The sequence below is a fragment of the Nannocystis exedens genome (genome assembly GCF_002343915.1).
Lineage (GTDB): Bacteria > Myxococcota_A > Polyangia > Nannocystales > Nannocystaceae > Nannocystis > Nannocystis exedens.
Genome location: NZ_NETK01000001.1, coordinates 3,197,832 through 3,223,894, shown reverse-complemented (window position 1 = coordinate 3,223,894; position 26,063 = coordinate 3,197,832). Strand labels below are relative to the sequence as shown.

The following is a 26,063-nucleotide window of genomic DNA, read 5'->3' as shown; positions in this document are numbered from 1 at the left end:
ATGCTTGTTCGGGCATGTCCCTTGGCGCATGACCGATCGAACATGCCGGATCGGTCAGTCCGGAGCCGGTCCGCGCGGCAGCAGGCAGTGGAAGCTGGTGGTCGCGCCGGGGGTGCTCTCGACCCACATGCGGCCGCCGTGGGCCTCGACGATGCCGCGCGAGATGTAGAGGCCGAGCCCGAGCCCGGGGACGGGGCCCTCGCGGGCCTCGCGGGTGCGGGCGAACCGACAGAACAGCGAGCGCTGCTGGTCGGGGGCGATGCCGGCCCCGTGGTTGGTGACGACGAGCTCGACGGCGTCGTCGCGCGGGCCGACGTCGACGCGGACCTCCCGGCCCGGCTCGCCGTACTTCACGGCGTTGGACAGCAAGTTGTCGAGGACCTGCTGGATCCGGTCGGGGTCGACCCACGCCGGTTGCGGGCCCTCGGCGACCACCCGTATCGGCGCGCCGGGCAGGGTCTCGCGCGCCTGCTCGACCGCGCCGGCGGCCAGGGCGGCGAGGTCGACGCGGCGCGGCTGGACGGTCAGGCGGCGCGACTCGATGCGCGAGGCGTCGAGCAGGTCGTCGATCATGCGGCCGAGGCGGCGGCTGGCGGTCTTGATCCGCTCGAGGCCGCGGCGGGCCCGCTCGGGGGCGGCGTCCGGGAGGCCGCGCAGCAGGCCCTCGACGGCCAGCTCGATGACCGCGACCGGCTGCCGCAGGTCGTGGGCGACGACGGAGGTCCACTCCTCGCGCAGGCGCTCGAGCTCCTTGAGGGCGGTGATGTCCTGGAACACGATGGCGGCGCCGGCCGGCTCGCCGACGGTGACGAGCGGGGTGGCGCTGACGAGCACCGGCAAGGCGCGGCCGTCGGGGCCGACGATGACGTACTCGACGCCGACCAGGGTCTCGCCCCTGAGCGCGCGGTTGGCCGGGGTGCGATCGAACGGGACCGGCGCGCCGGAGGGCTCGCGGACGTCGTACAGGCGGTCCTCGGGGTGGCCGACGAGCCCCGAGCGGCGCGCGAGCGCGGCGGCGACGCGGTTGCGCAGGACGATGGTGCTCTCGCTGTCGACGACGATGACGCCCTCCGGCAGCTGGTCGATGACGGCCTGCAGCCACGCGCGCTGGAACGCCTCGCCGACGTAGCGGGTGGCGATCTCGATCGCCGCGCCGGCGCGGGCGGCCAGCAGCTCGATGAGCCGCTGGTCCTGGACCGAGAATTCGTCGGCGCCGATCTTGTCGGCGAGGAAGAAGTTGCCGACCGGGCGGCCGTGGAAGCGGATCGGGACGCCGAGGAAGCTGCGCATGTCCGGATGGCCAGGCGGGAACCCGCCGAAGGCGGCGTGCCGGCGGAGGTCGCGGGTGCGGATGATGCGGTTGTCGCGGGCGACGACGCCGAGCAGACCGACCGGCCGCGGGTTGCGAGGGATCTGGCGGGCGACTTCTTCGGGCATGCCGAGGGCGATCCACGGGTCGAAGGGGACGGCGGGGTCGGTGCCGATGCCGAGCCCGACGTAGCGCGCGTCGGTCAGCGTCTGGGCCTGGCGCGCGATGACCTGCAGGACGGTGGCGAGGTCGGAGCGCGGCAGGTCGGCGACGGCCTCGGACACGGCCGCGGCGGCGCGCGTGAGGTCCTCGAGCTCGGCGCGGAGCCGGCGCTCGACGTCGTGGGCCCGCCGCAGCGCCTCGTCGGCGCGCTTGCGCAGGGTGATGTCCTGCATGGTGCCGATGCCGCGCAGCGGCAGGCCGGCGCCGTCGAAGTCGACCTCGGCGCGCTCGCGGATCCACTTCACCTCGCCGGCGACGACGATCCGGTGCTCGACGTCGAAGGGGGCGCCGGCCAGCGCGCCCCGCCAGGCGCGGTCGACGTCGGCGCGGTCGTCCGGGTGCAGCAGGTCGAGGAAGCCGCCGTAGGTGAGCGACGTCCCGTGCGGGACGCCGAAGAGCCGGTAGCACTCGTCGCTCCAGTGCACCTCGTCGCGCCGCAGGTCGAGCTGCCAGCTGCCGACGCCGGCGACCGACTGGGCGCGATCGAGGTCAGACTGCCGCTCGCGCAGGGCCTCCTCGACCCGCCGGCGCGCGGAGACGTCGCGGACGAACGCCTGCCAGCGGCCGTTCGTGAGCCGGGTGGCGCGGATCTCGACCGGCAGCTCGGTGCCGTCCTTGCGCCGCACGCTCGACTCGAGCGCGCCGGACAGGCCCCACAGATCCTCGATGCGATCGCTGTCGTCGGTGTGGAGCAGCTCGAGCAAGGTCAGGCCGAGCAGCTCGCCGCGCGAGTAGCCGAGCATGTGACAGGCGGCCGGGTTGGCCTCGGTGAGGCGCCCGGCGTCATCGGCGATGAGGATGCCGTCGGGCGCCTGCTCGACCAGCGAGGTGGCGAGGTCCCGCGTCGCCGCGGCGACGTCGCGCTCGGCCCGTCGCAGGCGCTCGTGGAAGACGCTGAAGGCGACGCCCATGCCGATGAACACGGACATCGGGACGAGCATGGCAGGGGTGTGCTTGACGAGCTGCTGCGCCGGCGGGACGAAGAACCACCACACCAGGACGGCCGACAGCGCGGTGCTGGTCAGGCCGGCGCGAAGGCCCGCGAGCGCGGCGGCGAAGAAGATCGCGGGGTAGAAGAAGAGGAACCAGGTGCTCGGGACGAGGCGCCACAGCAGCGACTGGACGGCGAGCGCGAGGAACGGGAGCGACAGCGAGACGAGCAGGCGCAGCTGCGATCCCCCCGCAGCGAGCGGGACGGCCACGCGGGCCAGCGCTGTCGCGGACCGGCGGAGGGGACCGCCAGAGGCGGCGGGCGCGTCGCCCCGCCTGCTGTCGTGCTCGTCGGCGACGACGCGACTCGCCATGCGTCAAGGTGTGAACCCTGTCGCCGGCAAGCGCCCGGACAGCGATGCGCGCGCGCACAAACCGACGTTCGGCGGCCGCGACGCCGGCCGTTGCGGAGCCAAGGGCGTCGCTCGAGCGGACGCAGGGCTGGCACCTGTCGGCCGCGAACGGTTCGCGAGGCGCCGGCGCCGGGGTCCGAGACGCGGACGCTCGCCGAGCCCGGCGTTCGGCTGCGTCCGCAACCCCCGCGAGCGCGCCGGTTCGTCCGCCCCCGGCAACACCCGCGCGGGTCGGGACGAGCCCTGCCCGCGGAGGCGTAGGTCCGAATGGACATGGCTCTCGGAGCATGTCCCCAAAGACTCACGCAGGCGGGACGTTCAACGGCGACGGCGGCGCAGCGGGCCGAGGAGGAACGAGTAGAGGGCGATGCCGGCGAGGCCGAGGCCGGACACGCCGGCGAGCCACTTGGGGTAGTTGGTGTGCGGGCGGCCGGCGACGGTGTACCACTCGTCGCCGTCCTTCGGGAGCTCGACGGCCGCGAACGTGTAGTCCTCGTCGAAGTCCTCGGCGCACACGTAGAGGTAGCGCGTGTGGCCGGTGATGTCGGTGGCCTCGACGTGGCACGGGCCGTAGGTCTGGTGCATGCTCGTGCTGACGTGGTCCTCGGGGGTGAAGGCCGCCATGATCACGGCCAGGCTGGTGAAGTAGAGGACCACCGCGGCGTGGAGGATCCGGTCGGCGCGGCGCGGCTCGGCCGGCGCGGCCTGCTTGCTGCCGCGCCAGATCAGGAGGCCGTAGACGGCGATCACGGTGACGAGGCCGACAGGTCCCGGGACGCCGCCGTCGAGCTGCTGGAGGACGTTGAGCTGCAGCATCATCAGCAGCGTGCTGAGGCCGCACACCAGCGCGAGGCCCTTGGCGACCGTCTTGCCGGCGACGGCAGGGTCGCGGTCGGTGGCCTTGCCGAGCAGCCACGAGAAGGCGGCGACGAAGGTGATGACCCACATGGTGCTGCCGATCGGGGCGCCGAGGATTCGGCTGGCGATCGGGGCGTCGCTGTCGTGCCAGGTCCACCACAGGAACTTGGCGCCGGTGATGTCGTAGGGGGCATAGAACAGGCTGCCGGCCAGGCCGGTGAGGGCGGCGCGGGCCAGCGGCGGCAGGCCGAGGCGCCACACCGACACCGTCGGGAAGTACATGAAGCAGACGTAGACGCAGGGGATGTACAGCGGCAGGCGCGGGGTGATCATGATCGTGCCCTGCGCCTGCCAGAAGTTGTCGACCAGCGGCAGGGCCATGAAGATCATGTCGTTGGCGGTGCCGGCCAGCAGCGCGCCGAACCACGCGAGCAGGTGCTTGCGCCGCTCGGCGCCCTGCTTCCACGCGTGCGTGAAGGCCAGCGCGGCGCAGGCGTAGAACAAATACTCGCCGAGCAGGAACGACGGCATGACCGCCCACTGGTCGGCGGGGCTGGAGAAGGTGTGCCAGGGGAGGTGCGGGGCGAGGTCCCAGGGGGCGTGCATGCGGGGCCGATCGGGGCGATGAGGGGCGGACGAGGTCGTCGGGGTGGGATGGGCGGCGAGGTCGTCGACGTCGCAGGATCATTTGTAGCTGACGAAGTCGTCGTCGCTGCTGCCGCCGGAGCCCCTTCCGCCGTAGACGTCGGCGCCGTAGCGGCGGTTCTTGCGGCGGAGGGTGCCGTGGAGGCGGTCCCACAGCAGCAGGCACTGGCCGAAGTTGCAGTGGAAGTGGGCGTGGTGGTCGTCGTGGAAGGTGGTCGGGCCCTGCCACGGCCAGCGCGAGCTCAGCTTCACGCCCGAGTGGTCGATGATGTTGAAGACGAGGATGTAGACGAAGACGGCGATCGCCGTGAGGTAGTAGATCGGCAGGAAGAACATCGGGACGAAGGTGACGGCCTGGAAGGTCAGGAACTCGACCGGGTGCATCGCCGTGACGACGAACGGGGTGGTGGCGACGTAGCGGTGGTGCCACGAGTGGACCTGGCGGAACACCAGCTTGTGGTGCATCGCCCGGTGGGCGTAGTAGGCCAGCAGGTCGACCAGCAGGAAGAAGGCGACGCTGCTGAACAGAAACCACGCCCAGCCGCGCTCGGCGAAGTCGAAGTAGAGGCCGGTCGGCAGGCCGCGGCCTATGCCCCAGATGAAGGTGCCCGACAGGAGGCCGCCGACCGTCATGTTCATGGTCGTCAGCCGCATCGCCTGCCGCTGCTGCTCGGGCCGGAGCCAGCGCTTCGGCTGGCACTTCCAGGTCTCGGGCTCGTGGCGGCGGAGGACGTAGTAGCGGACGTGGTAGTAGCCGGCGACGCCCCAGACGATGACGAGGCCGCCGACGATCGACCAGAACACGAGGACGAGCCAGCGCAGGAACTCGTCCATGTTCACACCGCGGCGTCGAGGGGGAACAGGCGCTGCATCTTCATCGCCAGGCGCACGGGGCCGCGCAGCCGGCCGCGGCCGGTCGAGAAGGCGCGAGCGCCGTTGAGCTCGCCGTTGATCATGAGCAGGTAGTCGTCGGCCGACATCTCGATGGTGATCGTCGGCGCGGGGTGGGTGCCGGCGACCCGCTGCACGTTGCCGTCCTTGATCTCGGCGAAGTAGGCGCAGGCCTTGTCGCCGGTGAGCACCCACTGGATGACGGCCTGCAGGTCGCCGGCGGCGGCCGGGTTGAAGCGCCGCTCGAGCGTCTCGAAGTAGTCGCCGACCGAGGCGAACTTGCCGACGGCGGCGGCGGCGGGCCGCGGCTTGCGCGGGCCGAGGTCGATCAGGTGGGCGTCGAGGCCGCCGTCGTTGTTGTTGTGGCCGTTATTGCCGGCGCCGTTGCTGTTGGCGGCCGGGGCCTGGGCCAGGGTCCGCAGCCAGCCCTTGAGCTTGGCGAGCGCGGTGGTCGGCGCGGCGGCTGCGGGCGCGGCGGCGGCGGTCGGCTGGGCCGCGGCGGCCTCGGGGTAGTCGTAGAACTGGCGGCACCAGCGGCGGTAGCGACCGATCGGGCCGTCGCCGCCGGCGAGCATCGGCTTGTCGAGGTAGGCCTTGTTCTCCCAGATCGGGAAGTCCTTGGGGAAGTCGACCAAGAACGCCTTGTAGAAGATGTCCTCGATCTCGCGGGTGTAGTCCTCGTCCGGCATCATCTTGATGTTGCTGACGCCGAAGATCGCGATCGTGTCCTCGTCGATCGGGGTCGGGTAGATCCGCTGGCGCGTGCGCATGTCCGAGGTCAGCACCGTCGTCGACGAGACGATGTGGCCGATGCCGTACAGCTTGACGTCGAGCTCGACGTCGTTGAACTCGTCCGGCATGTCGATCGGCGCGCCCGAGGCCTCCATGTGGAGGACGACGCGCATGAAGTGGCCCTCCTGCTCGACCGAGAGCACGTCGGTGCGGCCGACGTGGTGGACCGGGCCGAGGTGCGAGCAGTCGACGGTGTTCTCGGCGACCTCCTGCGGGTGCGAGCGCACGACCCACCGCACGGTCTTGTTGCCGGTCCAGCCCTCCTCCTCGAGCACCGGGACCTCGTAGGTCGGCGCCTCGCCCCGGGGGCAGTACCAGGCCAGGATCACGCCGTTCTGCTCGCGGATGTGCCAGGTCTTCACCGCGGCCTTCGGCGGGATCTTCGGCGCGTACGGCACGTCGACGCACACGCCGTCGGGCCGAAAGCCCCAGTCGTGGAACGGGCAGCGCAGGCACTCGCCCTTGACGTGGCCGCCGCCGAGGTGCGCGCCGAGGTGCGGGCAGGTCTTGTCGACCGCCGACAGCACGCCCGACTCGGTGCGGAACACGACGATGTCCTGCCCGAAGTAACGGAGGGTCTTGACCTGCCCGGGAGCGACGTCCTCAGGGAAGCCGATGACGAACCAACCACGCGGAAACGAAGGGAAAGGAAAACGAGCGCCCACGGCCGCACACGGTACCGGTGCGCGTCTCGCGAATCAACGAGGGGAGGCTCGAGGTATGGCTCGTGGGCCCGGGCCCCCAAGGGCGAGTCGATAACTGCCGCCACGGCACGTTTCGATACGCCGCTCCGGCTCCCGGCGCCCGGGAGCGCCGCCGCACATGTACAAAGGGCCAGGTCCCGAAAGACCTGGCCCAAAGATCATGGCTGAAGAGACCGGCTCGGGGCCGGGGCGCTCAGGCGCGGAGCCAGCGGGCGAGCGGGCGGGCGAACGTGAGGGGCACGAGCAGCATCAGCGAGGCGAGCAGGGCGAAGCCGGGGCCGTGGAGGATCAGGCTGCCGCTCGGGGTGGTGAGGAAGTAGCCGTGCGTGGGCGCGCCGAACAGGCCGAGGCCGTCGCCGAGGGCGATCGCGCCCGCGCCGGCCGCCGCCAGCAGGCCCCACGTGCGCGCGCGGATCAGGCCGACCAGGCCGGCGACCCCGAGGCCGAGCGCCGCCAGGTGCAGCAAATCTTGCCGCGGGGCGAGGGTGAAGAGGATGAGGAAGGGCAGCGACATGCCCGCCGACTTGATCGCCCGCCGCAGGAGGATCAGCGACTCCTCCTGGAAGTTGTAGCGCTCGACGCAGGCCTCGCTCCGCTCGTAGCGGGCCGCCATGCCCTCGCCGCCGAGGAACAGCGCCACCAGCACGTGCGAGATGCCGAACACCAGGAGCGACGGCTCGGGCCCGGTCTGCGGCAGCGCCAGCAGCGAGAACGCCCCGAACTGGCCGAGGCCGATGGCAAACCACCGGGCCCAGAACCACTCGGCGGCGACGCCGACGAAGGCCACCCCGTAGACCGCGGCCAGCGCGGCGTAGCAGGCGTACAGGTCCTCCGGGCCCACCAGGGCGACGAGCAGGAAATTCCAGAAGTAGAGGCTCAGCAGGAGGAGGGAGATCGCGCGTCGGATGCCGAGAAACATGGTGGAGTGTCGCAAAGCCTACGCCCGCCAGGGGGCCCGCGCAACGACGGCGGAGGCCGCGCGGACCGCCCCAGCCGGCCGAGCCGCCGGCTGGCCCCAGGCCGGCCTCGGCCGGGCCTCGCCGAGCTGTCTCTTCGGACATGTGCGCGGCGCGGGCGCGCGGCCGCGCAGGTCGCGAGGGGACTTTGAACCGCCGAGATCGTTGGGCCGCGCGACCCCGGCGGGCGACGGTGGCGGTGCGGCTCGCCTCGGTGGTGCCCGGGAGGGGTCCGGCTCGGGGAGATCCACGCGCCGCCATCCGACGAGGGCGGACGCTCGCGTGGAGGTCATGGCATGGCCTTCGAGACATGTCCGGAGATCCATGTGACAGCGACCCGAAAACGGCGAAAGGCCGCGCCGGTGGTCCGGCGCGGCCTTCGCGGGGCGGCCGGGCTCACTGGCAGGAGAGGTGGACGTCGATCACCTCGCCGACGCGCTCGCGGCCGAGGGCGTCGCGGTAGGTGAAGGCGGCCCGCTCGATCTCGCAGTTGGAGCGGCCGTCGCAGCGGGCGTCGTTGCGGTAGGTCAGGCCGATGGCGACGATGCCGGCGGAGGTGACGGGGGTCAGCTCCCACGAGGTGGAGCGGCGGTCGGCGTCGTGGTCGGCCCACAGGAGCAGGCGGGCGAAGCCGGGGTCGCTGGCGGAGATCTTGCCGTCGCGGTCCTGGTCGAGCTCGGCGAGGGCGGTGAAGCCGTTGTCGGCCAGGCCGCCGCTGCGCAGGACGGTGGCGCTGCCGAACAGCTCGCGGCCGGCCTCGATCGCGCCGGAGCCGTCGCGGTCGAAGGCGAGCCACGGGGTGGTGGCGGTCGGCCAGTCGGTGGCGCCGCAGGCCGGGCCGAGGTCGAAGCTGGCCGCGGTGCTGTGGTAGCGCACCGGGTCGGCGCCGAAGTTGAAGACGAGCGGGGTGGTGGTGCCGCCGTCGTCGCAGTAGTCGACCCACTCGGGCTCGCCGTCGGCCCGCAGCTCGCAGGTCAGGCAGCCCTGCTCCTCGCCCGGCTGACACACGGGCGCGGCCAGGCACGGGCCCCAGAAGAACTTGGGGTCCAGATGGCCGAAGTCGGTGGCGCAGAACTGGGTGCCGCCCTCGCAGGCGCGCGCGTCTCCGACGATCTCCGGGGTGCAGGGCGTCTCCTCGGCGGCCTCGGTGGTGGTGCCGGGGACCTCGCCGTCGGTGCCGGTCTCGCTCTCGCCGGCGGTGCCCTCGGTCGGATCTTCGGGGCTCGCGGTGCTGGTGCCCTCGGTGCCGTCGGTGCCGTCCGTGCCCTCGCTGGCATGGATGTCGCCCGTCTCGTCGCCCGGCTCGGGCTTGCTGTCACAGGCGATCAGGGCGGGGGTGAGCAGGAGCGAGGCGAAGGTGAGGACGGTGCGGGTCAGCATGCCCGACCCGGAAAGCGAGGCTCGTGCCACGGCGAGATCATTGAGAAATTGATGCGGTGCCGGGCCGCAGCCGCTCGCGGCGTGACAGGGCTGTCGTGCGCGCAGTGCAGGACCGCGGCGGGCATGACGCCGAGGCCGCGGTCGACCGAGGAAGCGCCGAGAGTCAACGCTTGATCGGCAAGAGGGCGCGCAGGCGAGGGTCGCGGAGGTAGAGGCCGGCCCAGGCGATGGCGCCGAGGATGACGGGGAAGAGGATGTTGCCGAGCGTGTCGCCCATGCGCGCGTGGACGTCGACGGCGCCGCCGAGATATCCGGTGACGAGGATCGCGCCGAGGACGCTGGTCGCAGGGAGGGCGTAGAGGATCGTGACGATGAGCTCGACGATGCCGATCTTCAGCAGCGCGCCGTCGGGGTAGCCCATCGCCTTGAAGCCGGCGACGGCCTCGGGGTTCGAGGTCAGCTTGGCCGACGCGCTGAAGAGCAGCATGAGGACCGGGAGGACGGAGAGGCCGATGCCGACGCGCCGCGGCCAGGGGTTGGGGGCTTGGGACTCTGTCATGGCCCAAGGAGCTTGACCAGCCGCAGCCGGCCGCACAAGAAGGCACACGCGTGTGACCACCCGGCTCAGGGCTCGATATCCGGCAGCTCACCGCCCTGAACGACGACGAAGCCCGGCGGCAGCTCCAAACCGTTGATCGCGCGGCGGACCGCGTCGCCGTCGGCGGCGCTGCGCAGGCGAACTTCGACGGCGACGGTCGGGACACGATCGATTCGCTCGAGGGGACCGCCGGAGGAGGCCTGCACGCGGACGAGGTCGCTCACGGGGATCGGGCCGGCCGGCGCGGCGACGTGGAGCTGGCGCACCAGCTGGTCGATGGGACCTGTTCGATCGAGCATGTCGATGTCGACGGCGAGGTCGGGCTCGGGGCGCAGCCCGCCGGGAGGCGGCGGGCCGTCGACGGTGAGGGGACCGCCGGCGAGGCGGACGGCCGTGACGGCGGCGTCGACCGAGACGCCGCGGGCCGCCAGCTCGTCGCGGCGCAGCTCGACCCGGAGCGACCCGGGGCCGGGCGCCCGGACCCGCAGGCCGGTGACCCCGGGCAGGCCGGCGAGGCGCTCGGCGAGGCGCCGCGCCAGCCCGGCGCGGAGGTCCGGGTCCGGCCCCTGCACGTGAAGGCTCAGGGCGTGGTCGGCGTGGGCCCGCGGGGCGAGGACGGCGACCTGCGAGGTTCCTGCGCATTGCGACAGGGCGTTTCGGACATGTCCGATGGGGAAGGTGGTGGAGAGGCCGACGAGCAGACGGACGCGCGCGTGCGGCTCGCCCGGGGCGGGGTCGGCGACGGTGAGGGCCCAGGCCGGCAGGTCGGGCACGGCGGCGAGGCAGGTGGCGAGGCTGCTGCCGAGGTCGTCGCGGGGCGGCAGGGCGGCGGCGAGGATGGCGAGCTCGGTGTCTTCGGGGATCGCGTCGGCGAAGAAGTCGGCGGTCGGCGAGACGAGGTCGACGGCGTGCGGGCGGGCGCGGGCGGCGACGTCGAGCGGCTCGGCGCCGGTCTGGGTGAAGGCGGTGACGAGGGCGACGGGCCCGCGCGCGGTGTAGGCGCGACAGGGGGGCGGGCGCAGGTCCTTCTGCAGCGCGGCGACGTCGCGCAGCTGCAAGGAGGCGCCGAGGGGGACGGCGGCGAGGCGCTCGAACAGGGGCGCGGGGTCGGGGTCGGCGAGGGCGGCGGTGACGGCGGCGACGAGCCCGTCGATCGCGACGCCGGCGAGCCGGGTGCGATCGAGGACGACGGCGAGGCGCGGCTCGCCGACGCCGCAGCGGTCGACCCGGCCGACGCCCGCCGTGCGCTCGAGGGCGGTACGCACGGGGTCGGCGAACTCGCGGCGGGTGGCGATCGCCAGCGCCGGCACGACGCCGTCGAGGCGGTGGATCACGGGGTGCTCGGCGGCGGCCGGGAGGTGCGAGGCGACGCCGGTGAGGACGTCGTGCACGGCCTCGAGCGCGCCGGCGTGGCCGAGGGTGGCGACGACGTCGACGCGGCCGTCGTCGCTGCGGGTGTGGAGCTGCCGGACGGCCGGGAGCCGCGCCAGGGCCTCCTCGACCGGAACGGCGACCTCGGCCTCGAGCTCGCCGGCGTCGCCCGGGCAGGCCACGCCGACGCGGACCTGCACGGGCGGCGGCGGGGGCGCGGCCGGCCGGGCGTCGGCCGGGGCGGCGGCGGGGCGGTGCAGGCGGCGAGGGACAGGATGACCGAGAGGACAGGGCCGAAGCGACAGGGCCTTCGCGCCATGTCCATACGGTCAGCCCTCGACGGCCTCGTCGGTGATGGCGAGGCCGCGGTCGATGACGGCGAAGCCCTCGCGCAGCTCGGCCTCGGTGATCGACAGCGGCGGGTTGCACATCAGGGTCCACCAGTGCGAGATGGTGAAGAGGCCCTCTTGCTTGAAGAAGGCCATCATGCGGTCGATGGCCGGGTGCGAGCCGTTGTAGGGGGCCATGCGGGTGCCCTGGCGGTCCTTCTGCAGCTCGATGGCGCCGAACAGGCCGATGGCCCGAAAGTCGCGGACGCTGGGGTGGCGGGCCTTGAGCGCCGCCATCTCGGCGAGCATGACGTGCTGCATGCGGGCGGCGTTGCCGACCATGTCCTCCTCGAGCATGACGTCGAGGACGGCCTCGGCGACGGCGAGGCAGAACGGGTGGGCGTTGTAGGTGAGGCCGCCCCAGAACACGTTGTCGCGGAAGTGAGCGGCGATCTTGTCGGTCACGCCCATGGCCCCGAGCGGGACGTACGACGAGGTGAGGCCCTTGGCCATGGTGAGGATGTCGGGCTGGGCGCCGAAGTGCTCGAAGGCGAACAGCTTGCCGGTGCGGCCGAAGCCGCACATGACCTCGTCGCACACGAGGAGGATGCCGTACTTGTCGAGCAGGGCGCGCAGGCCGGGCAGCCAGCCGGCGGGCGGCGGCTGGATGCCGTTGGTGCCGATGACGGTCTCGACGAACATCGCCGCGATCGTGTGCGGGCCCTCGTACTGGATGACCTCCTCGAGGTAGCGCAGGTGGTTCGCGGTGCGCTCGGCGTCGGTGGTGCCGAAGGAGAAGTCGTAGGGGATCGGGTCCATCACGCGGATGAAGCCGGACGCGCCGGGCTCGTTGGCCCAGCGGCGCGGGTCGCCCGTCATCTGCATGGCGGCGTGGGTGGCCCCGTGGTAGCTGCGGTAGCGGCTGAGGATCTTGTGCCGCCCGGTGTAGAGGCGCGCGGCCTTGATCGCGTTCTCGTTGGCCTCGGCGCCGCCGAGCGTGAAGAAGAACGAGTTGATGTCGCCGGGCACCAGCTCGGCCAGGCGCTTGCCCAGGCGCGCGCGCACCGGGGTGGCCGCGCTCGGAGCGGCGAACAGCATGTGGCCGTCGATCGCCTCCTTCATCCGCGCCAGCACCTTCGGGTGGCTGTGGCCGATGTTGACGCTCATGAGCTGGCTGTTGAAGTCGAGGTAGCGCTTGCCCTCGGGGGTGTAGAGGTACACCCCCTCGGCCCGCTCGAACGCGAGCGGCTGCAGCGGGCCGCTCTTCGACCACGACCACATGGTGTGTTGCTTGCAGAGTTCGACGATGGTGCGGCTGTCCATGGCGGGGTCCTCGCTCGGCGGTTCGGAGGGTCTTTGAGACATGTCCCTCAGGACATCCAGGTGGCGTCCTTGCTGAGCTGCCAGCGGGTGGTCAGCTTGCGCGCGCGGGTCCAGAAGCGCAGGCCGTCCCAGCCGGTCAGGTCGCCGGCGCCGAACAGCGACTGGTTCCAGCCGCCGAACGAGAACGGCTCGCGCGGGACGGGCACGCCGATGTTGACGCCGCACATGCCGGCCTCGAAGCGCTCGACGCAGTAGCGGGCGACGGCGCCGCTCTGGGTGAAGATCGAGGCGGCGTTGCCGTAGGCGCTGGCGTTCTCGATGGCGAGCGCCTCGTCGACGGTGCGCGCGCGGACGATCGAGAGGACGGGGCCGAAGATCTCCTCGCAGCCGGCCGGCATGTCGGGCTTGACGTGGTCGAGGATCGTCGGCCCGACCCAGTGGCCGACCCCGCCGGGGCCCTTGGCGCCGCGGCCGTCGAGCAGGACCTTGGCCCCGCGCCGCTCGGCGTCGGCGATGTAGTTGCTGATCCGCTCGACCGCGCCGCCGTGGATGACGGGGCCCATGTCCTCGCCGAGGCGCAGCTTCCGGGCGTGGGCGACGATGGCGTCGATGATCGGGTCGACATCGCCGACGGCGATCATCAGCGAGGCGGCCATGCAGCGCTGGCCGGCGCAGCCGTAGGCGGAGGCGACGACGGTGGTGCTGGTCAGCTCGAGGTCGGCGTCGGGGACGACGAGGAGGTGGTTCTTGGCCCCGCCGAGGCACAGGGCCCGCTTGCCGGCGGCGGCGCTGCGGGAGTAGACGGCCCTGGCGACGCGGGTGCTGCCGACGAAGCCGACGGCCTTGATGTCGGGGTGGTCGGCGATCGCCTCGACCGCGGCCTGGCCGCCGTTGACGGTGTTGAACACGCCGGCGGGCAGACCTGCCTCTCGGAGCAGGTCGGCGAGCTTCATCGCGCCGTAGGGGACGACCTCGGACGGCTTCAGGATGAAGGTGTTCCCCGAGACCAGCGCCTGCGGCAGCATCCACAGCGGGACCATGACCGGGAAGTTGAACGGGACGATGCCGGCGCACACGCCGAGCGGCTCGTAGGTGATGCTGCAGTTGATGCCCCGGCTGACGTCGAGCTGCTCGCCGGCGACCATGTTCTGCAGGCTGATGCCGTACTCGAGGCACTCGATGCCCTTGAGCACGTCGGCCCGCGCCTCGCCGATGACCTTGCCGTTCTCGTGCGAGACCAGCCACGCGAGCTCCTCGAGGTCGCGCTCGAGCAGGCTCTTGAGGCGGAACAGGACCTGGACCCGCTCCTTGATCGGGGTGTCGCGCCAGCCGGGGAAGGCGGCCCTGGCGGCCTCGACGGCGCGGGCGACGTCGGCGGCGCCGGACATGGTGACCTGGCCGAAGGACTTGCCGTGGCGCGGGTTGTCGACCGGCAGGCTGTCGCCGGCGGCGGAGGGGGTCCATTCGCCGCCGATCCAGTTGTTGCACGGGACGTAGGGCGTGAAGTCGTAGCTGCGGGCAGGGAAGCGCAGGTCGTTCGTCATGGCGCGGTTCAAGCTGAGGGATATCCCAGGCAGCGCCGCGGCGAAAGGGGGCCCGGCCACGCGGGGGCGCCCAGAACGCAGATCTGCGCGGCAATTCGCGGTGCGGGTGCCGCGGGCCGGGGCGGCGCGGCGAAAATTTGCACACACGGCGGGCGCGGCGGCGCGGAGCGTTCGCGCGGCCGGCGGCCGGTTCGCCGCGGCGAACGACGAGCGGTGGAGCTCCAGGCGGGGCTAAGCGATGGGTGGAGGACGGGCTGCTGCGGCGACGAGCGGGGAGCGAGGCGGAGCTGCGCGAGGGGTGAAAGAGGACCGCGGCGTGGCCGAGGGCGCGCGGGTGGTGGCGTCGCGAGGAACGGGGATGGCCGAGGCGGGAGCGCGTCGCAAGGGCAGGGCTCGATGCGGCGAGGCTCGTGTGCGGAGGACGAGCTGCGACGCGCGGCCGAGGGCGCGCGGGTGGTCGCGTCGAGGGAACAGCGGGCGTCCGGCAGGGCATGCGGGCGCGCGCGGGGCGTCGGCGTCGAAGGATGAAGAAGATGTCCCGTGAGACAGGTCGGCGCTCGCGGGTCGTCGGGCACGGCCCGTCCTCGCGTGCGAGCGTCGGGTGAGGCCCGGGGCGAAGGCCGTGCGACGACGGGGTTTGCATGAGGCGAGCAAGGCGATGGCTCGCACGCTTCGCGCGTGATCGAGCCCCGCGCTCGACGGCCCTGGGCTATGGTCGATGCATGGTTGCGCGGCTTCGGATCCTCACGCTCACCTCGTGCGCCCTCGCGACCTGCGGCGACCCCGGGCGCCCGGAAGGCGGGGCATCGGCGACGACGACGGCGTCGACGACCGCCGGCAATTCGAGCACGACCGTCGACGCGCCGACGTCGAGCTCGACGACGGGCGAGCCGACCGGCACCGGCACGAGCGCGTCGACGACGTCGACGAGCGAGGCGCCGACCGGGACCTCGGCGGTGACGACGACGACGACCGTCACGAGCACGACCGACCCGTCGACCGGCACGACCGAGCCGAACTTCTGCGACCCGCAGGCGGTGACCGACACGACGGCGTTCACCTACGTCAAGAAATTCGACACGGGGATCCCCGACAAGGTGCTGCAGGCGTCGTTCTACAACGGCGACGCCGACGAGGTGGTGATCATGTCGTTCAGCGGCAAGGCGCGCCGCTTCACCGCCGACGGGACGCCGAAAGGGGAGGTGTTCGACGTGCCGGCCGAGGCGCTGCCGCAGCTCGATGGGGCGACCTACGACGCGAAGCTGCAGCGCGGGCTGCTAATCAACCAGAGCTGTGTCCTCAACGAGGTCGACCCGGTGACCCTCGCGGTGCTCGAGCCGCCGCAGCAGCTCGGCTTCGGCATGAGCATCTGCGCCGGGCTGGCCCTCGGCCTCGACGACAACCTCTACATCGCCAGCTACGGGACCGACGAGCTGGTGGTGCTGTCGCGCGACGGCATGAGCGAGATCCGCCGCGTCGACATGCCGGGGCAGGTCGGCCTGACCGGGTTCGACGGGATCGCGCTGATCGCCGGCAGCGAGAATTTTTTGGTGATGAGCACCGCCCCCGATGCCCGTGCGGCGGTCATCGACCCGCTCGGCGGCGTGATCGCCCCGGCGACCAAGCTCGGCCTCGCCGAGGCGCCGCTGCTCGGCGGGGCGCCGATGCTGCCCGACGCGGTCCTCACGCTGTGCGGCAACGGCCACGCCTGGCTGTGCGAGGCGTACGACGCGACCTGCTTCGACTACGCGCCCGACGACGGCGACAAGGACGCGTGCGGCTGCCTGATCCCGCAGTGAATGGTCGAAGGGACAGGTCTTATAACCCATGTGCGGACGCGGTGGGGTCGGCGCACCGGTTCGAGGGTGCCGGGGGGCGCCGGCCGCTCGCTCGCATCAGGTGTCGTGAAGGACATGTCGAAGGGGACAGTGTGGGGTCGAGTGCTCGCGGGGGGCGGCCGGTGGCGCCCGCGCAGACGCGGAGCGGCGCGAGGAGGCGCGAGCGGGAGGGCGCCCGGCGAGGCGGGCGCGAGGGCGAGGGCCCCGGTGGGCTGCCCGGGTCAGGTTGTCGGCATGTCGATCTGCAGGTCCGTTGTCGCGGTGGCGATGCTCGCGGTCGGTTCGCCCTCGGCCCAGGCCGCGCCCGCTCCGGCGCTCCCGTCCGCGGCATTGCCGAGCCCGCCGGCGTCCGACGCCGAGCTGCTCGGGGTGCTGGCGGCGATCCACGCGATCAACCGCGAGGCCGCCGCGCCGGCGCGCGAGCGCGGGACGGATCGACGGATGCGGGCGCTGGCCGAGACGATCACGCGCCACGCGGCCGCCGGACAGCGGCGCCTGGCCGCGCTGAGCGTGCTGCTCGAGCAGCGCGCGGTGGGCGGCGACACGACCGACGGGCTGCGCTTCGCGGCCCGGCGAGCGTTCCCCGCGCCGACGTCGCGGGCCCGCGGGCGAGAGTTCGACGACGCCTGGCTCGAAGGACAGATCGAGACGCTGACGCTGGTGATCGACGCGATCAACAACAAGTCGCGGCCGTACGCGCGGGCGCCGGCGCTGCAGCAGGAGCTGGTCGTGGTGGTGGAGCAGGCGGCCGCCGATCTGTTCGCGGCCGAGGCCCTGCGCGCGGCGCTGGCGAGGCCGACGAGCTGAGGGGCTCGTGAGGCGCTCGGCTGTGATGGACGCGGGTGAAGCGGGGGCGATCGTGCGATGCCGGCCGCGGACGCGACTGCATGCTGCGTCGTTCCCTCTCACCCCGAGGAGAATGTCATGACCCTGTCGAGCAAGCTCTCGCCGGCCGGGCTGTGCGCCGCGGCGCTCGTCGCTCCCGCTCGCTCCGGCGGCGGCGGGCCGGGGCTCCGCTCACGGGATTTCGAGCGGTGCGAAGCGACGATGCAGTCGACGGCGCGGCGAATCACCACAGCCCGTCACTCGGCCGGGTCTCCTGCAGCGTGATGTCGAAGTCACCGCTCGCGGGCACGAACTCGTTCGGGTGGTCCGGGTTGATGTCGACGTCCTCCGACAGCTCGATCGGGGTGTGGATGATCTGCTCGGTGTCGACGGCGACCTGGCCGGCCCGGGCGTGATCGTAGTGACCCCAGGTGCGGGACCAGCGGTACGCGCCCGTGGCGTCGAGGGCGCCCATTCCTTCGTCGCCGCCAATCGCGTGACTGGCCCCAAGGACAGGTGCGGTGGCGCGCGCTTCGGGCCATGGACGGGCCATCGATTCTCACGAGGAGCGGAAAGGCTGCGGGGGAGTCTGTCACCGGTCTCCCCCATGCAATGGGGGATGCAAGCCTCAGGTTGGAACGTCTAAGTCAGTTGACTTTTAAGGCGGATGACTTAGTCTCTCCGCGGGCGAGGACAGGCCCGCAAACGCTCCCATGCACGCCAACGACGGAAGGCAGGTCCTGGAGTGAACGCGGCCGGAGGCGCGCGCTGCGGGGGGAAACGGCCTCGACCCAGCCGACGCGGGCATGCACCGTCGCCGGGTTGGTGGGCGCGCGCGTCGGAGGGCGGCCGGCGGCCGTCGTCGCCCTGCGGTGATTACGCTGACGGGCGCGCGCGATGTCGCCCGAGTCCGAATCGAGTGGCCGACGAATCATGCAGGTGTCCGTAATCCGCAATGCCGGTACGGGCCCCGTTCGATGCGAAAGGATGTGGAGCGATGAATGCGACGAAGAAGGGTGAGGCCTCGTTCTCGCCGGAGGCGCTGAGGGACAAGTATCGGCTCGAGCGCGAGAAGCGGCTGCGTGCCGACGGGAGCGCGCAGTACGTCGATTTCAGCGGCGTATACGCGGATTTCGACAAGGATCCGTACGTCGAGCCCGGCTTCACCCGCCCGGCCGTGCGCGAGAAGACCGAGGTGGTGATCGTCGGCGGCGGCTTCGGCGGCATGTTGGCGGCGACGCGGCTGCGCCAGGCGGGGGTCGATTCCATCCGCATCGTCGAGAAGGGGGGCGACTTCGGCGGCACCTGGTACTGGAACCGCTATCCCGGCGCGGCGTGCGACGTCGAGTCGTACATCTACATGCCGCTGCTCGAGGAGACCGGCTACATCCCGACGGAGAAGTACGCCAAGGCGACCGAGATCTTCGCCCATTGCCAGCGCATCGGCCGGCAGTTCGATCTGTACCGGGCGGCGCTGTTCCAGACCTCGGTCGCGGGCATGGACTGGGACGACGACGCGCGGCGATGGATCGTCACGACCGACCGCGGCGACCGGCTCGCGGCGCGGTTCGTGATCATCGCGGGCGGCGTGCTCCACAAGGCGAAGCTGCCCGGGATCCCCGGGATCGAGACCTTCAAGGGCCACAGCTTCCACACGAGCCGATGGGACTATGCCTATACCGGCGGCGGGCCCATGGGTGGGTTGGACCGGCTCGCCGACAAGCGCGTGGGCATCATCGGCACGGGCGCGACGGCGGTCCAGGCGATCCCGCACCTCGGCGCGTCGGCCAAGCAGTTGTACGTGTTTCAGCGCACGCCTTCGAGCATCGGCGCGCGCAACAATCAGCCGACCGACGAGGCGTGGGTGAAGACGCTGCGGCCCGGCTGGCAGCACGAGCGCATCGTCAACTTCTCCGCGATCGTGTCGGGTCGCCCGCAGGAGGTCGACCTGGTGCGCGACGGGTGGACGTACATCTTCGAGGACGACGGCAGCGCGCGCGCGACGACGCCGGAGGAGGCGGCGCAGCAGCGCTTGTTGTCCGACTTCCGCAAGATGGAGGAGATCCGAGCGCGGGTGGACGCGCTCGTGAAGGACCCGGCGACGGCCGAGGCGCTCAAGCCGTACTACTACCAGCTTTGCAAGCGGCCCTGCTTCCACGACGAATACCTGGACACGTTCAACCGCCCCAACGTCCAGCTCGTCGACACCGAGGGCAAGGGGGTCGAGCGGATCACGCCCACCGGCGTGGTCGTCAAGGGCAAGGAGTACCCGGTCGACTGCCTGATCTACGCCTCGGGCTTCGAGGTCTCGAGCGAGTACACGCGCCGGCTGGGCTTCGACATCCGCGGGCGGGGCGGGAAGTCGCTGCGCGACAGCTGGGCCGAAGGCGCGTCGACGCTCCACGGGATGCACAGCCGCGGCTACCCGAACCTGCTGATGTTCAGCACGACGCAGAGCGGCTGGGCGATCAACTTCGTCCACATCCTCGACGAGCAAGCGAAGCACGCGGCCTACATCATCGAGCAGTGCCGAGAGCGCGGCATCGAGACGATCGAGGCGACGGAGCAGGCGCAGCAGCAGTGGTGGGAGGTGATCCTCGGCACCCTCGCCAGGGGCGTCGGCTTCGGCGGGCCCGAATGCACGCCCGGCTACTACAACAACGAGGGAGCGGCCTTCGGGCCGCGGGAGATCCGCATGGCCGGCTACGCCGGCGGGACCCTCGAGTTCATCCAGATCCTCCACGATTGGCGCAACAGCGGCGATCTCGCGGGCCTGGAAGTGACGCGGGCAGCGGCCACCCCCAACATGTGAATCTTTCGCGCCCCCCGGAGGACCTCATGCGTCGATTGCTCTGCACATCCCTGATCGCCGGCGTCTTGCTGGGCAGCAGCGGCCAGGCCCTGGCCGCGTCTCCACCCGCGTACCGCCAGGAGGTGGTGGTCGCCGGTTCGCCCTTCCAGGGCGTCCACGGTTTGGTCGTCGCCGACAGCGGGCATCTGCTGGCGGGCAACCTGCTGGGCCAGTCGGTCCACTCCATCGATCTGAGCAGCGGCGCGGTGTCCACCCTGGTGGGTCCGCCGCGGGGCGGCGCGGACGATTTGACCGTCGGGCCCGATGGCTCGCTCTACTGGACCGGCTTCTTCTCCGGCCAGTTGATGCGGCGCTCGCCGAAAGGCGAGACGCGGGTCATCGCCCGAGATCTGCCGGGCCTCAACTCGCTGGCGTTCCGCCGCGACGGCCGGCTCTACGTCACGCAGCTCGGCCGGGGCGACGCGCTGTGGGAAGTCGACCCGCGCGGCGAGAAGAAGCCGCGGCAGATCCTCGCGGGGCCCGGGTTCCTCAACGGCTTCGAGTTCGGCCCGGACGATCGATTGTACGGGCCGCTGCTGCTCAAGGGGCAGGTCGTGCGGGTGGACGTGGACACGGGGAAGATCGAGGTGGTGGCGGGGGGCTTCATGATGCCCACCGCGGTCAACTTCGATGCGAGCCGGGAGCACCTCTTCGTCGTCGACGCGGTGCGCGGCGAGCTGGTGCGCGTCCGCGTCGCCACGGGCGAGAAGAAGGTGGTCGCGCAGCTTCCCACCGGGCTCGACAACCTGGCGGTCGGGCCCGATGATCGGGTCTATGTGTCGAACATGGTGGATAACGACATTCGCGTGGTGAACCCCGCGGACGGCTCGGTGCGGTCGGTGGTCGCGGCGCGCCTGAGCGCGCCGTCGGGCCTCGCGGTCGCGCCGGACGACGCGGACGAGCAGCTCTACGTCGCCGACGTGTACGCGCTGCGGCGCGTGGGCGGGCGCGACGGCAAGATCGCCCAGACGACGCGGGTGCTGTCGACGCCGATGGTGTTCCCGATGCACGTCAGCCTCGGTCCGAAGCACGTGGTGCTCAGCAGCGCGTATCTCGGCAGCTTGCAGGTGCTCGACCGGGCCACCGGCGCGATCTTGCGGACGATCCCGAACGCGAACGGGGTGCAGGGGGCGCTCGAGCTGGCCGATGGGACCTTGCTCGTCGCCGAGGCCACCACGGGCCGTCTGGTAAAGATCGACACCGCCGAGCCCGCGGGGGTCACGGTGCTCACCGAGGGCCTGAAGGGGCCGGTGGGGCTGGTGGCGGACGTCGCGGGGCAGGAGCCGGGGGTGTACGTCACCGAGGTGCGCTCGGGGCGGGTGACGCGGGTGCGCCTGTCGGACGGGGCGAAGCGGACGGTGGCGAAGGGCCTGCGGGCGCCCGAGGGCATCGCCCGCCATCCCGACGGGGGACTCATCGTCGCGGAGGTGGGCCGCAAGCGGCTGGTCCGCATCGATCCGGCGACAGGACGCTCCACGGTGCTGGCGAGCAAGCTGCGGATCGGCCTGCCGGAGAGCGAAGGGTTGCCGCCGGGCTATCTGCCGACGGGGGTCGCCGTGGGCCGCTCGGGGACCATCTACGTGTCGTCCGATCTCGACAGCGCGCTGTACCGGTTCGTCCCCGTGCCCTGAGCGACCTCAGTGCACGTCGCGCTCGAGGGCGGCCGCGAGCGCACGGAGGAGGGCGCCGCCGTCGCCGCGCCACGCGCTGCCGTGCATGCAGGCGAGCGTGGTCGGCTGCGTGCTGGCCAGCCGCTCGAGGATCGCGTCCTGGCGGCGGCCGTGCGCGAAGTAGTCCATCTCGGCGCGAAAGGCCTCGCTCGGCCCGAGGATGTCGCCCTCGGTGAGGGGGACATCGCTGCCGCCGGCCTGGGTGAACAGGTCGCCGCACAGCAAGGTCCGGGTCTCGCGCTCGAACAGGTAGCCGCACTCCCAGCCGTGCGGCACGTGAGGAGCGTCGAGCCAGGTGACGCTGCGCCGGCCGAGCGTCAGCGATTCGCCGTCGGCGAGCGCGCGCGGGGGACGATCGGCGAGGTCGGTCATCGAGACCAGCGCCGCGACCTTGCTGCACAGCGGCGAGGCCTGCGGCGCCACGGACAGGAGATGGTTGAGCGCCCCGCACTCGTCGGCCTCGACGTGGGAGAAGCCGATCCAGCGCAGCCGCGCGAGCGGGATCACCCGGGCGATCGCCGCGCGCACGCTGTCGAACAGGCCGCGCGGGCCGGTGTGAAACAGCAGCGGCTCGTCATCGACGATCAGGTATTGATTGAAGTTGAACCCGGGCACCTTGGTGTTCAGCCGGTAGATCCCTTCGGCCACCTCGTCGACTCGCGTCTCCATCGCGCACCTCCGCGGCCATTGTAGCGCGACCGCGGGGCGCCTCGCGCGCGCCGCATGCGGTGCGACGGACGGCGCTGCGAGGCCTGATGTCGGACAGGCACGGACGCGAGCCGTCGCCGCGTCACGCCGTCACGCTGTCGGTGACGGCGCCTCGGGCCGCACGACGGTGCGGGCGCGCCAGAGCTGGCGGACCGTCGCGTCGAACTCGAGGGGAGGGCGGCGCATCACCTCGGGCTTGTAGAAGGCGACGAGGTCGACCAGGTCGCCGTGGCCGGAGAGTCTGTCCTCCTCGAGGGTCACGGCGCCCCAGCGGCGGACGAGCCCGTGCACGTTGCGGCTCTTGCGTACGGCGCCCGTCATCGCCGCGGCGGGAGATTCGAGGAAACGCGCGAGGCACAGGCCCAGGATGACGTCCTTCGAGGAGAAGCCGGGGGCGGCGCGGCGGGCGTCCGGGTGGACCGTGAAGTTGCTGTTGATCATCACGAGGGCGCCGTCGCGGGCGAGCGCGGTGAGGGCTCGATCGGACCAGTTGTGGAAGTACGAGTCGGCCCGGGCGAACGGGTGCTCGAGGTCCACCGGGGTCATGAAGCTCAGCGCCACGCACTGCTCGCCGAGGAAGAGCGCGCACACCTCTTGCTGGCGGGTGAAGGCGTCGGAGTGCAGCGGTCCTTGCTTGCCGAGCTCGCGGAAGGCCTCGCTCCACGTCTCGTACCAGCAGCGATAGGCGGCGGCGTACAGGTCGGCGCCGGAGCGCTCGGGGCGAGCGCCGGGGAGCAGCACACAATGGGCGTCGGTCATGACATTTCCTCCGCGGCGATCGGGGCGGCAGGGGCAGCGGGGGAGACCCGTCAACAGGAGGCCAGGCGCCTCGTCGGCGCCTCGACGGTCGACATGCCGAGCGCGAGGGCGAGCGCGTCGGCGAGGAACTGGTCGTAGGCGGCGAGCGCCTCGGAGCCGGTCGCCACCAGGTCGTCCAGCGCGCCGGGGCGCTGCCGCAGGAATTGATCGAGCTTCCTCGCGTTGAACTTCGTGTGCCCGACGTCCAGCTCGACGTGGTCCTGGACGAAGCTCAGACAGCGCTTCACCTCGTCCCCGAGGTCGGCGACGCAGCGGGCGATGAAGCCGGGGCCGTACGTCACCGAGAGCCGCTCGATCTCGTACTCGATGGCGATCTGCGCGTACGGCGCGGGCCCGGCGATGACGTCCTCGTGTACTTGCACATAGCGCCGGACGCCGGGCGTGGGCGGGTGAGCGAGCAGGGTCTCGACCGCGGGGACGGGGCGGCCCGCCTGGCTGCGCCGCGCCGCGAGCGAGCGGGTGTCGTCCACCATCATCGCGTCGTGCCCGGCCTCGTGGCGGGCGTGGGCAACCAGAGCGGTGCCGAGGTCGTGCAAGCCGGCGGCGAGGCATCGCTCGCCGGCGCGGCGGATCCACCCCTCGACCGGGGCGGTCATTTGCACGCCGAGGGCGCAGAAGCAGAGGAGGAACAGCTCGAGCTGGTCGGGGGACAGCTCGCCGCCGATCACCCGCGTCACCCACTCGCCGCGGGCGAAGCGGGCGCGGGCCGGCTGCACGCATTCTTCGTAGAGTTCGAGGCTACCGGACATAGAAGGGTTGCTCATGCCTATTCGCCTTGTATCACGGCGCGGCGGATGGATTGAACACACGGCGAAATGCCGTGATTCGAGGAGCGGTGGATCGAGCGGCAGCGCCTCTGCGCTCGCCTGGACAGTCGACGCCGGCCCGCGATCAATTGCGCGGCGTTCGAAAAAAGCACCGAGGCGCGACTACGGGAGGTGACGGGCCGCGCGCATAGGTTCGGCGCGAACGCGCTGTCAGTACGGGACCGGCCCGGTCGAGGCCGGCGTCTGGTCGTCGCCGATGAGCTCCTCGTGCCCGAGCCCGAGCCTGCCGAGCGCGGCTCCGCCCCAGCAACGCAGCGTGCCGGCGGTCAACAGGGCGCAATTGTGGCTGTTGCCGCTGGCCACCTGCGTGACCGGCCCGCCGTCGAGGCGGTGACCCGTGCGACCGGACCGCCGACGTCGACCGGCGGCGGCATCTCCCCCGGCTCGTCGCCGCGAGGCGGGTGGCGCCGCGAAGCGCGATCGGGGCGATCGCTCGCCTCGACGCGATGACGCACGAAGAGCGCTGGCGGCTGTTCTCGCGCGACCCGTCGCTGCTGCGCACGGGCCTGCAGCGTCGCCCGCTCGACTCGCGACGTGGGTCCGCGCCTCGCAGACCGGCTCACCGCCGCTGAGGCTGACGAGGCGAGGAGCAGCAGCTCGCGGCCGTCGGGGCGCCCCTCGAGACGGAGCTCGTCGCGGTCGCGAAGGCTGCCCGACCCGAGGTCCAAGCCGATCGCCGCTTCGAGGCCCCGCCGCACGAGCCAAGCCGCGGGGCAACCCCTGCGGTAAATCCAGTGAAGCTTCCTGCCTCCGTCCCTCGAGTCCACCCGGCCCGAATCACCGCCGTCGAGGCGCCGACCGGCTCCGGCGAATCGCATACCCCGAATCGTGATCGCAGGCCGGTACACCCGAGCTCGCTCGAATGCGCGGACCTCGTCTTCGAGCCCCCGGTCGCGTGGTGCCGGGACCCCGGCCCTGGGCCCCGGAGCTCTGCCCGGCTCGCCGACCGCGACTGTCATGAATCGCCAGCGGGCCCAGCGGGCCGCGACGCCGATCTCCGAAGCGATTGCGCATGCACCGCCCGCAGCCTCACGACCTGCACCTCACGAATTTCCCCGCCCCGCGCCCTTCAGGACCCATCCCGCGGGGCGACGCGGCGAGCCAGAGCCGCAGCCTCGGCGCCTCCTCGCGACTCCGAGCAATGTCGGCTTCACACCACAGCCCTCGCGATTGCCCGCATGGAGACACGGCCGCCCGAACGCCCGTCGCGCGGCGCGAGACCTGCTTTTCACGCGGCCCGGCGCCGATCGGGGGCAGACTGCGACGAATGGGGTGTACGCTCCCCCGTTTAACGCCGCCGGGCGCGACCGCGGAGTCTGCGCCTGGACGGCGCTAAAACGCCGCTACTGCGCGGAGAACACCGGTTCGAACCCCACGCCGAATGTGAGCCGGGCCACCGTTGTCGTTTGCCCGGGCCTCCCGGGGCACCCATCCTAAGCCCATCAATGGCCCGCCGGATACGCCGCGGGAATTCGCCGGACCCGTCGATCCTATCAATGTCGACGGCGCCGGCGAGGAGAAGGGATTCACATGTCACGTACCATTTCCACCGTCCTCACCGTCTTCGCGTTCTCTGCCACCGCGAGCGCGGTCACACCGGCCAACGCCCTGATCGACCTGTGCCTGCTCGGCTGTGGCGGCGGCGGCATCGACATCGACCTCGACCTCGACCTCGGCGCCTGCTTCGACATCGACCTCGACCTCGGCGCCGATTGCGGCGTCGTCGTCGACGGCGACGCCGCGCTCTACTGCAACCCGCTCAGCGTGGAGGCGATCTGCGTCGCCGAGCTCGGCCTCGACGCCGACCTCGAGGTGTTCGCCAAGTGCCTCGCCGAGGTGACGGCCCACTGCGAGGCAGAGATCGAGGCCGGCGGCGCGCTGTTCTGCGACGGCCTGTTCGTCGGGGCCGACATCTGCCTCGGCGGCCTGCTCGGCGTCGACCTCGACCTCGACGCGGCGCTCGACGTCGACCTCGGCGTCGACCTTGAGCTCGACGCCTGCATCGACCTCGATTTCGACCTCGACGTCGAGTGCGAGGTGGCGCTGGGCCTGGAGTGCGTGGCGAAGTGCAAGCCCCTCGCGGTCGAGGCCGCCTGCATCGCCGAGCTCGGCCTCGACGCCGACCTGCACGCCTTCGCCGCCTGCGAGGCCGAGCTCATCGCCCAGTGCTACGCCGCCTGCGAGCTCGACGGGGCGCTGTTCTGCGACCCCGACCTCTACGTCGGCGGGTCCGGCTGCCTGTGACGCCGAGATCCTCGTC

20 protein-coding genes are annotated in these 26,063 nt (G+C 71.9%); 5 read left to right on the top strand and 15 right to left on the bottom strand.

Features of this window, described 5'->3' with window-relative positions:
• Positions 1–54: 54 nt before the first annotated feature.
• From NAEX_RS12595 to NAEX_RS12550, 10 genes are all read right to left on the bottom strand, one after another.
• A complete protein-coding gene (locus NAEX_RS12595; RefSeq protein WP_170135674.1) occupies positions 55–2,733 on the bottom strand; it encodes a PAS domain S-box protein in 2,679 nt (892 codons plus the stop codon).
• A 459-nt stretch (positions 2,734–3,192) separates the two neighbouring features.
• Entirely contained in the window at positions 3,193–4,338 is a 1,146-nt protein-coding gene (locus tag NAEX_RS12590; protein WP_096327750.1) for a DUF7802 domain-containing protein, read from the bottom strand.
• Positions 4,339–4,416: 78 nt separating this feature from the next.
• Complete coding sequence (locus NAEX_RS12585) at positions 4,417–5,211, bottom strand: sterol desaturase family protein (RefSeq protein ID WP_096327749.1); 795 nt, start codon at positions 5,209–5,211, stop codon at positions 4,417–4,419.
• A 2-nt stretch (positions 5,212–5,213) separates the two neighbouring features.
• The gene (locus tag NAEX_RS12580; RefSeq protein WP_096327748.1) at positions 5,214–6,725 is read right to left on the bottom strand and encodes a Rieske 2Fe-2S domain-containing protein; all 1,512 of its coding nucleotides are present in this window, start codon (positions 6,723–6,725) and stop codon (positions 5,214–5,216) included.
• 232 nt (positions 6,726–6,957) lie between these two features.
• A complete protein-coding gene (locus NAEX_RS12575) occupies positions 6,958–7,683 on the bottom strand; it encodes a hypothetical protein (protein WP_096327747.1) in 726 nt (241 codons plus the stop codon).
• A gap of 433 nt (positions 7,684–8,116) precedes the next feature.
• Complete coding sequence (locus NAEX_RS12570) at positions 8,117–9,130, bottom strand: EF-hand domain-containing protein (protein ID WP_143141062.1); 1,014 nt, start codon at positions 9,128–9,130, stop codon at positions 8,117–8,119.
• Positions 9,131–9,263: 133 nt separating this feature from the next.
• Positions 9,264–9,659, bottom strand: a complete 396-nt coding sequence (locus NAEX_RS12565; protein WP_096327745.1) for a DoxX family protein — start codon at positions 9,657–9,659, stop codon at positions 9,264–9,266.
• 65 nt (positions 9,660–9,724) lie between these two features.
• On the bottom strand, positions 9,725–11,269 hold the full coding sequence (locus NAEX_RS12560) for an efflux RND transporter permease subunit (RefSeq protein ID WP_096327744.1): 1,545 nt from the start codon (positions 11,267–11,269) through the stop codon (positions 9,725–9,727).
• Positions 11,270–11,398: 129 nt separating this feature from the next.
• Positions 11,399–12,763: an aminotransferase class III-fold pyridoxal phosphate-dependent enzyme gene (locus NAEX_RS12555; RefSeq protein ID WP_096327743.1), complete on the bottom strand. Its 1,365-nt coding sequence runs from the start codon at positions 12,761–12,763 to the stop codon at positions 11,399–11,401.
• Between the two features lie 5 nt (positions 12,764–12,768).
• Positions 12,769–14,265, bottom strand: a complete 1,497-nt coding sequence (locus tag NAEX_RS12550) for a CoA-acylating methylmalonate-semialdehyde dehydrogenase (protein WP_096333591.1) — start codon at positions 14,263–14,265, stop codon at positions 12,769–12,771.
• Positions 14,266–14,987: 722 nt separating this feature from the next.
• Between NAEX_RS12550 and NAEX_RS12540 the strand changes: the two genes are divergently transcribed.
• The gene (locus tag NAEX_RS12540; RefSeq protein WP_170135673.1) at positions 14,988–16,064 is read left to right on the top strand and encodes a hypothetical protein; all 1,077 of its coding nucleotides are present in this window, start codon (positions 14,988–14,990) and stop codon (positions 16,062–16,064) included.
• A 273-nt stretch (positions 16,065–16,337) separates the two neighbouring features.
• Positions 16,338–16,910 (top strand): DUF4142 domain-containing protein, encoded by a 573-nt coding sequence (locus tag NAEX_RS50085; RefSeq protein ID WP_170135672.1) that lies wholly within the window; start codon positions 16,338–16,340, stop codon positions 16,908–16,910.
• Between the two features lie 262 nt (positions 16,911–17,172).
• Here the strand turns inward: NAEX_RS50085 and NAEX_RS12530 are convergent, their stop codons facing one another.
• Positions 17,173–17,481 carry a hypothetical protein gene (locus tag NAEX_RS12530; protein WP_143141058.1) on the bottom strand — a complete coding sequence of 103 codons (309 nt, stop codon included), beginning with the start codon at positions 17,479–17,481 and terminating at the stop codon, positions 17,173–17,175.
• A gap of 444 nt (positions 17,482–17,925) precedes the next feature.
• Between NAEX_RS12530 and NAEX_RS12525 the strand changes: the two genes are divergently transcribed.
• Both NAEX_RS12525 and NAEX_RS12520 read left to right on the top strand, forming a co-directional pair.
• Positions 17,926–19,740, top strand: a complete 1,815-nt coding sequence (locus NAEX_RS12525; protein WP_177326005.1) for a flavin-containing monooxygenase — start codon at positions 17,926–17,928, stop codon at positions 19,738–19,740.
• Between the two features lie 26 nt (positions 19,741–19,766).
• The gene (locus NAEX_RS12520; protein ID WP_096327738.1) at positions 19,767–21,410 is read left to right on the top strand and encodes an SMP-30/gluconolactonase/LRE family protein; all 1,644 of its coding nucleotides are present in this window, start codon (positions 19,767–19,769) and stop codon (positions 21,408–21,410) included.
• A gap of 6 nt (positions 21,411–21,416) precedes the next feature.
• Here the strand turns inward: NAEX_RS12520 and NAEX_RS12515 are convergent, their stop codons facing one another.
• The 4 genes from NAEX_RS12515 to NAEX_RS50080 all read right to left on the bottom strand — a co-directional run bounded on the left by NAEX_RS12515 (position 21,417) and on the right by NAEX_RS50080 (position 24,106).
• Entirely contained in the window at positions 21,417–22,118 is a 702-nt protein-coding gene (locus NAEX_RS12515) for an oxygen-binding di-iron domain-containing protein (protein WP_096327737.1), read from the bottom strand.
• A gap of 129 nt (positions 22,119–22,247) precedes the next feature.
• Positions 22,248–22,916 (bottom strand): hypothetical protein, encoded by a 669-nt coding sequence (locus NAEX_RS12510; RefSeq protein WP_096327736.1) that lies wholly within the window; start codon positions 22,914–22,916, stop codon positions 22,248–22,250.
• Between the two features lie 50 nt (positions 22,917–22,966).
• A complete protein-coding gene (locus tag NAEX_RS12505) occupies positions 22,967–23,740 on the bottom strand; it encodes a hypothetical protein (protein WP_143141057.1) in 774 nt (257 codons plus the stop codon).
• 213 nt (positions 23,741–23,953) lie between these two features.
• Positions 23,954–24,106, bottom strand: a complete 153-nt coding sequence (locus tag NAEX_RS50080) for an RCC1 domain-containing protein (protein ID WP_170135671.1) — start codon at positions 24,104–24,106, stop codon at positions 23,954–23,956.
• A 1,227-nt stretch (positions 24,107–25,333) separates the two neighbouring features.
• Between NAEX_RS50080 and NAEX_RS12495 the strand changes: the two genes are divergently transcribed.
• Complete coding sequence (locus NAEX_RS12495; RefSeq protein WP_096327733.1) at positions 25,334–26,047, top strand: hypothetical protein; 714 nt, start codon at positions 25,334–25,336, stop codon at positions 26,045–26,047.
• Positions 26,048–26,063: the final 16 nt, after the last annotated feature.

Bases quoted from the DNA above. Each gene is read 5' to 3' on its own strand.
- NAEX_RS12590 (WP_096327750.1), bottom strand. From the start codon at position 4,338: ATGCACGCCCCCTGGGACCTCGCCCCGCACCTCCCCTGGCACACCTTC.
- NAEX_RS12585 (WP_096327749.1), bottom strand. From the start codon at position 5,211: ATGGACGAGTTCCTGCGCTGGCTCGTCCTCGTGTTCTGGTCGATCGTC.
- NAEX_RS12575 (WP_096327747.1), bottom strand. From the start codon at position 7,683: ATGTTTCTCGGCATCCGACGCGCGATCTCCCTCCTCCTGCTGAGCCTC.
- NAEX_RS12565 (WP_096327745.1), bottom strand. From the start codon at position 9,659: ATGACAGAGTCCCAAGCCCCCAACCCCTGGCCGCGGCGCGTCGGCATC.
- NAEX_RS12555 (WP_096327743.1), bottom strand. From the start codon at position 12,763: ATGTCTCAAAGACCCTCCGAACCGCCGAGCGAGGACCCCGCCATGGAC.
- NAEX_RS12550 (WP_096333591.1), bottom strand. From the start codon at position 14,265: ATGACGAACGACCTGCGCTTCCCTGCCCGCAGCTACGACTTCACGCCC.
- NAEX_RS12540 (WP_170135673.1), top strand. From the start codon at position 14,988: ATGGTTGCGCGGCTTCGGATCCTCACGCTCACCTCGTGCGCCCTCGCG.
- NAEX_RS50085 (WP_170135672.1), top strand. From the start codon at position 16,338: ATGTCGATCTGCAGGTCCGTTGTCGCGGTGGCGATGCTCGCGGTCGGT.
- NAEX_RS12530 (WP_143141058.1), bottom strand. From the start codon at position 17,481: ATGGCCCGTCCATGGCCCGAAGCGCGCGCCACCGCACCTGTCCTTGGG.
- NAEX_RS12525 (WP_177326005.1), top strand. From the start codon at position 17,926: ATGAATGCGACGAAGAAGGGTGAGGCCTCGTTCTCGCCGGAGGCGCTG.
- NAEX_RS12520 (WP_096327738.1), top strand. From the start codon at position 19,767: ATGCGTCGATTGCTCTGCACATCCCTGATCGCCGGCGTCTTGCTGGGC.
- NAEX_RS12515 (WP_096327737.1), bottom strand. From the start codon at position 22,118: ATGGAGACGCGAGTCGACGAGGTGGCCGAAGGGATCTACCGGCTGAAC.
- NAEX_RS12510 (WP_096327736.1), bottom strand. From the start codon at position 22,916: ATGACCGACGCCCATTGTGTGCTGCTCCCCGGCGCTCGCCCCGAGCGC.
- NAEX_RS12505 (WP_143141057.1), bottom strand. From the start codon at position 23,740: ATGAGCAACCCTTCTATGTCCGGTAGCCTCGAACTCTACGAAGAATGC.
- NAEX_RS12495 (WP_096327733.1), top strand. From the start codon at position 25,334: ATGTCACGTACCATTTCCACCGTCCTCACCGTCTTCGCGTTCTCTGCC.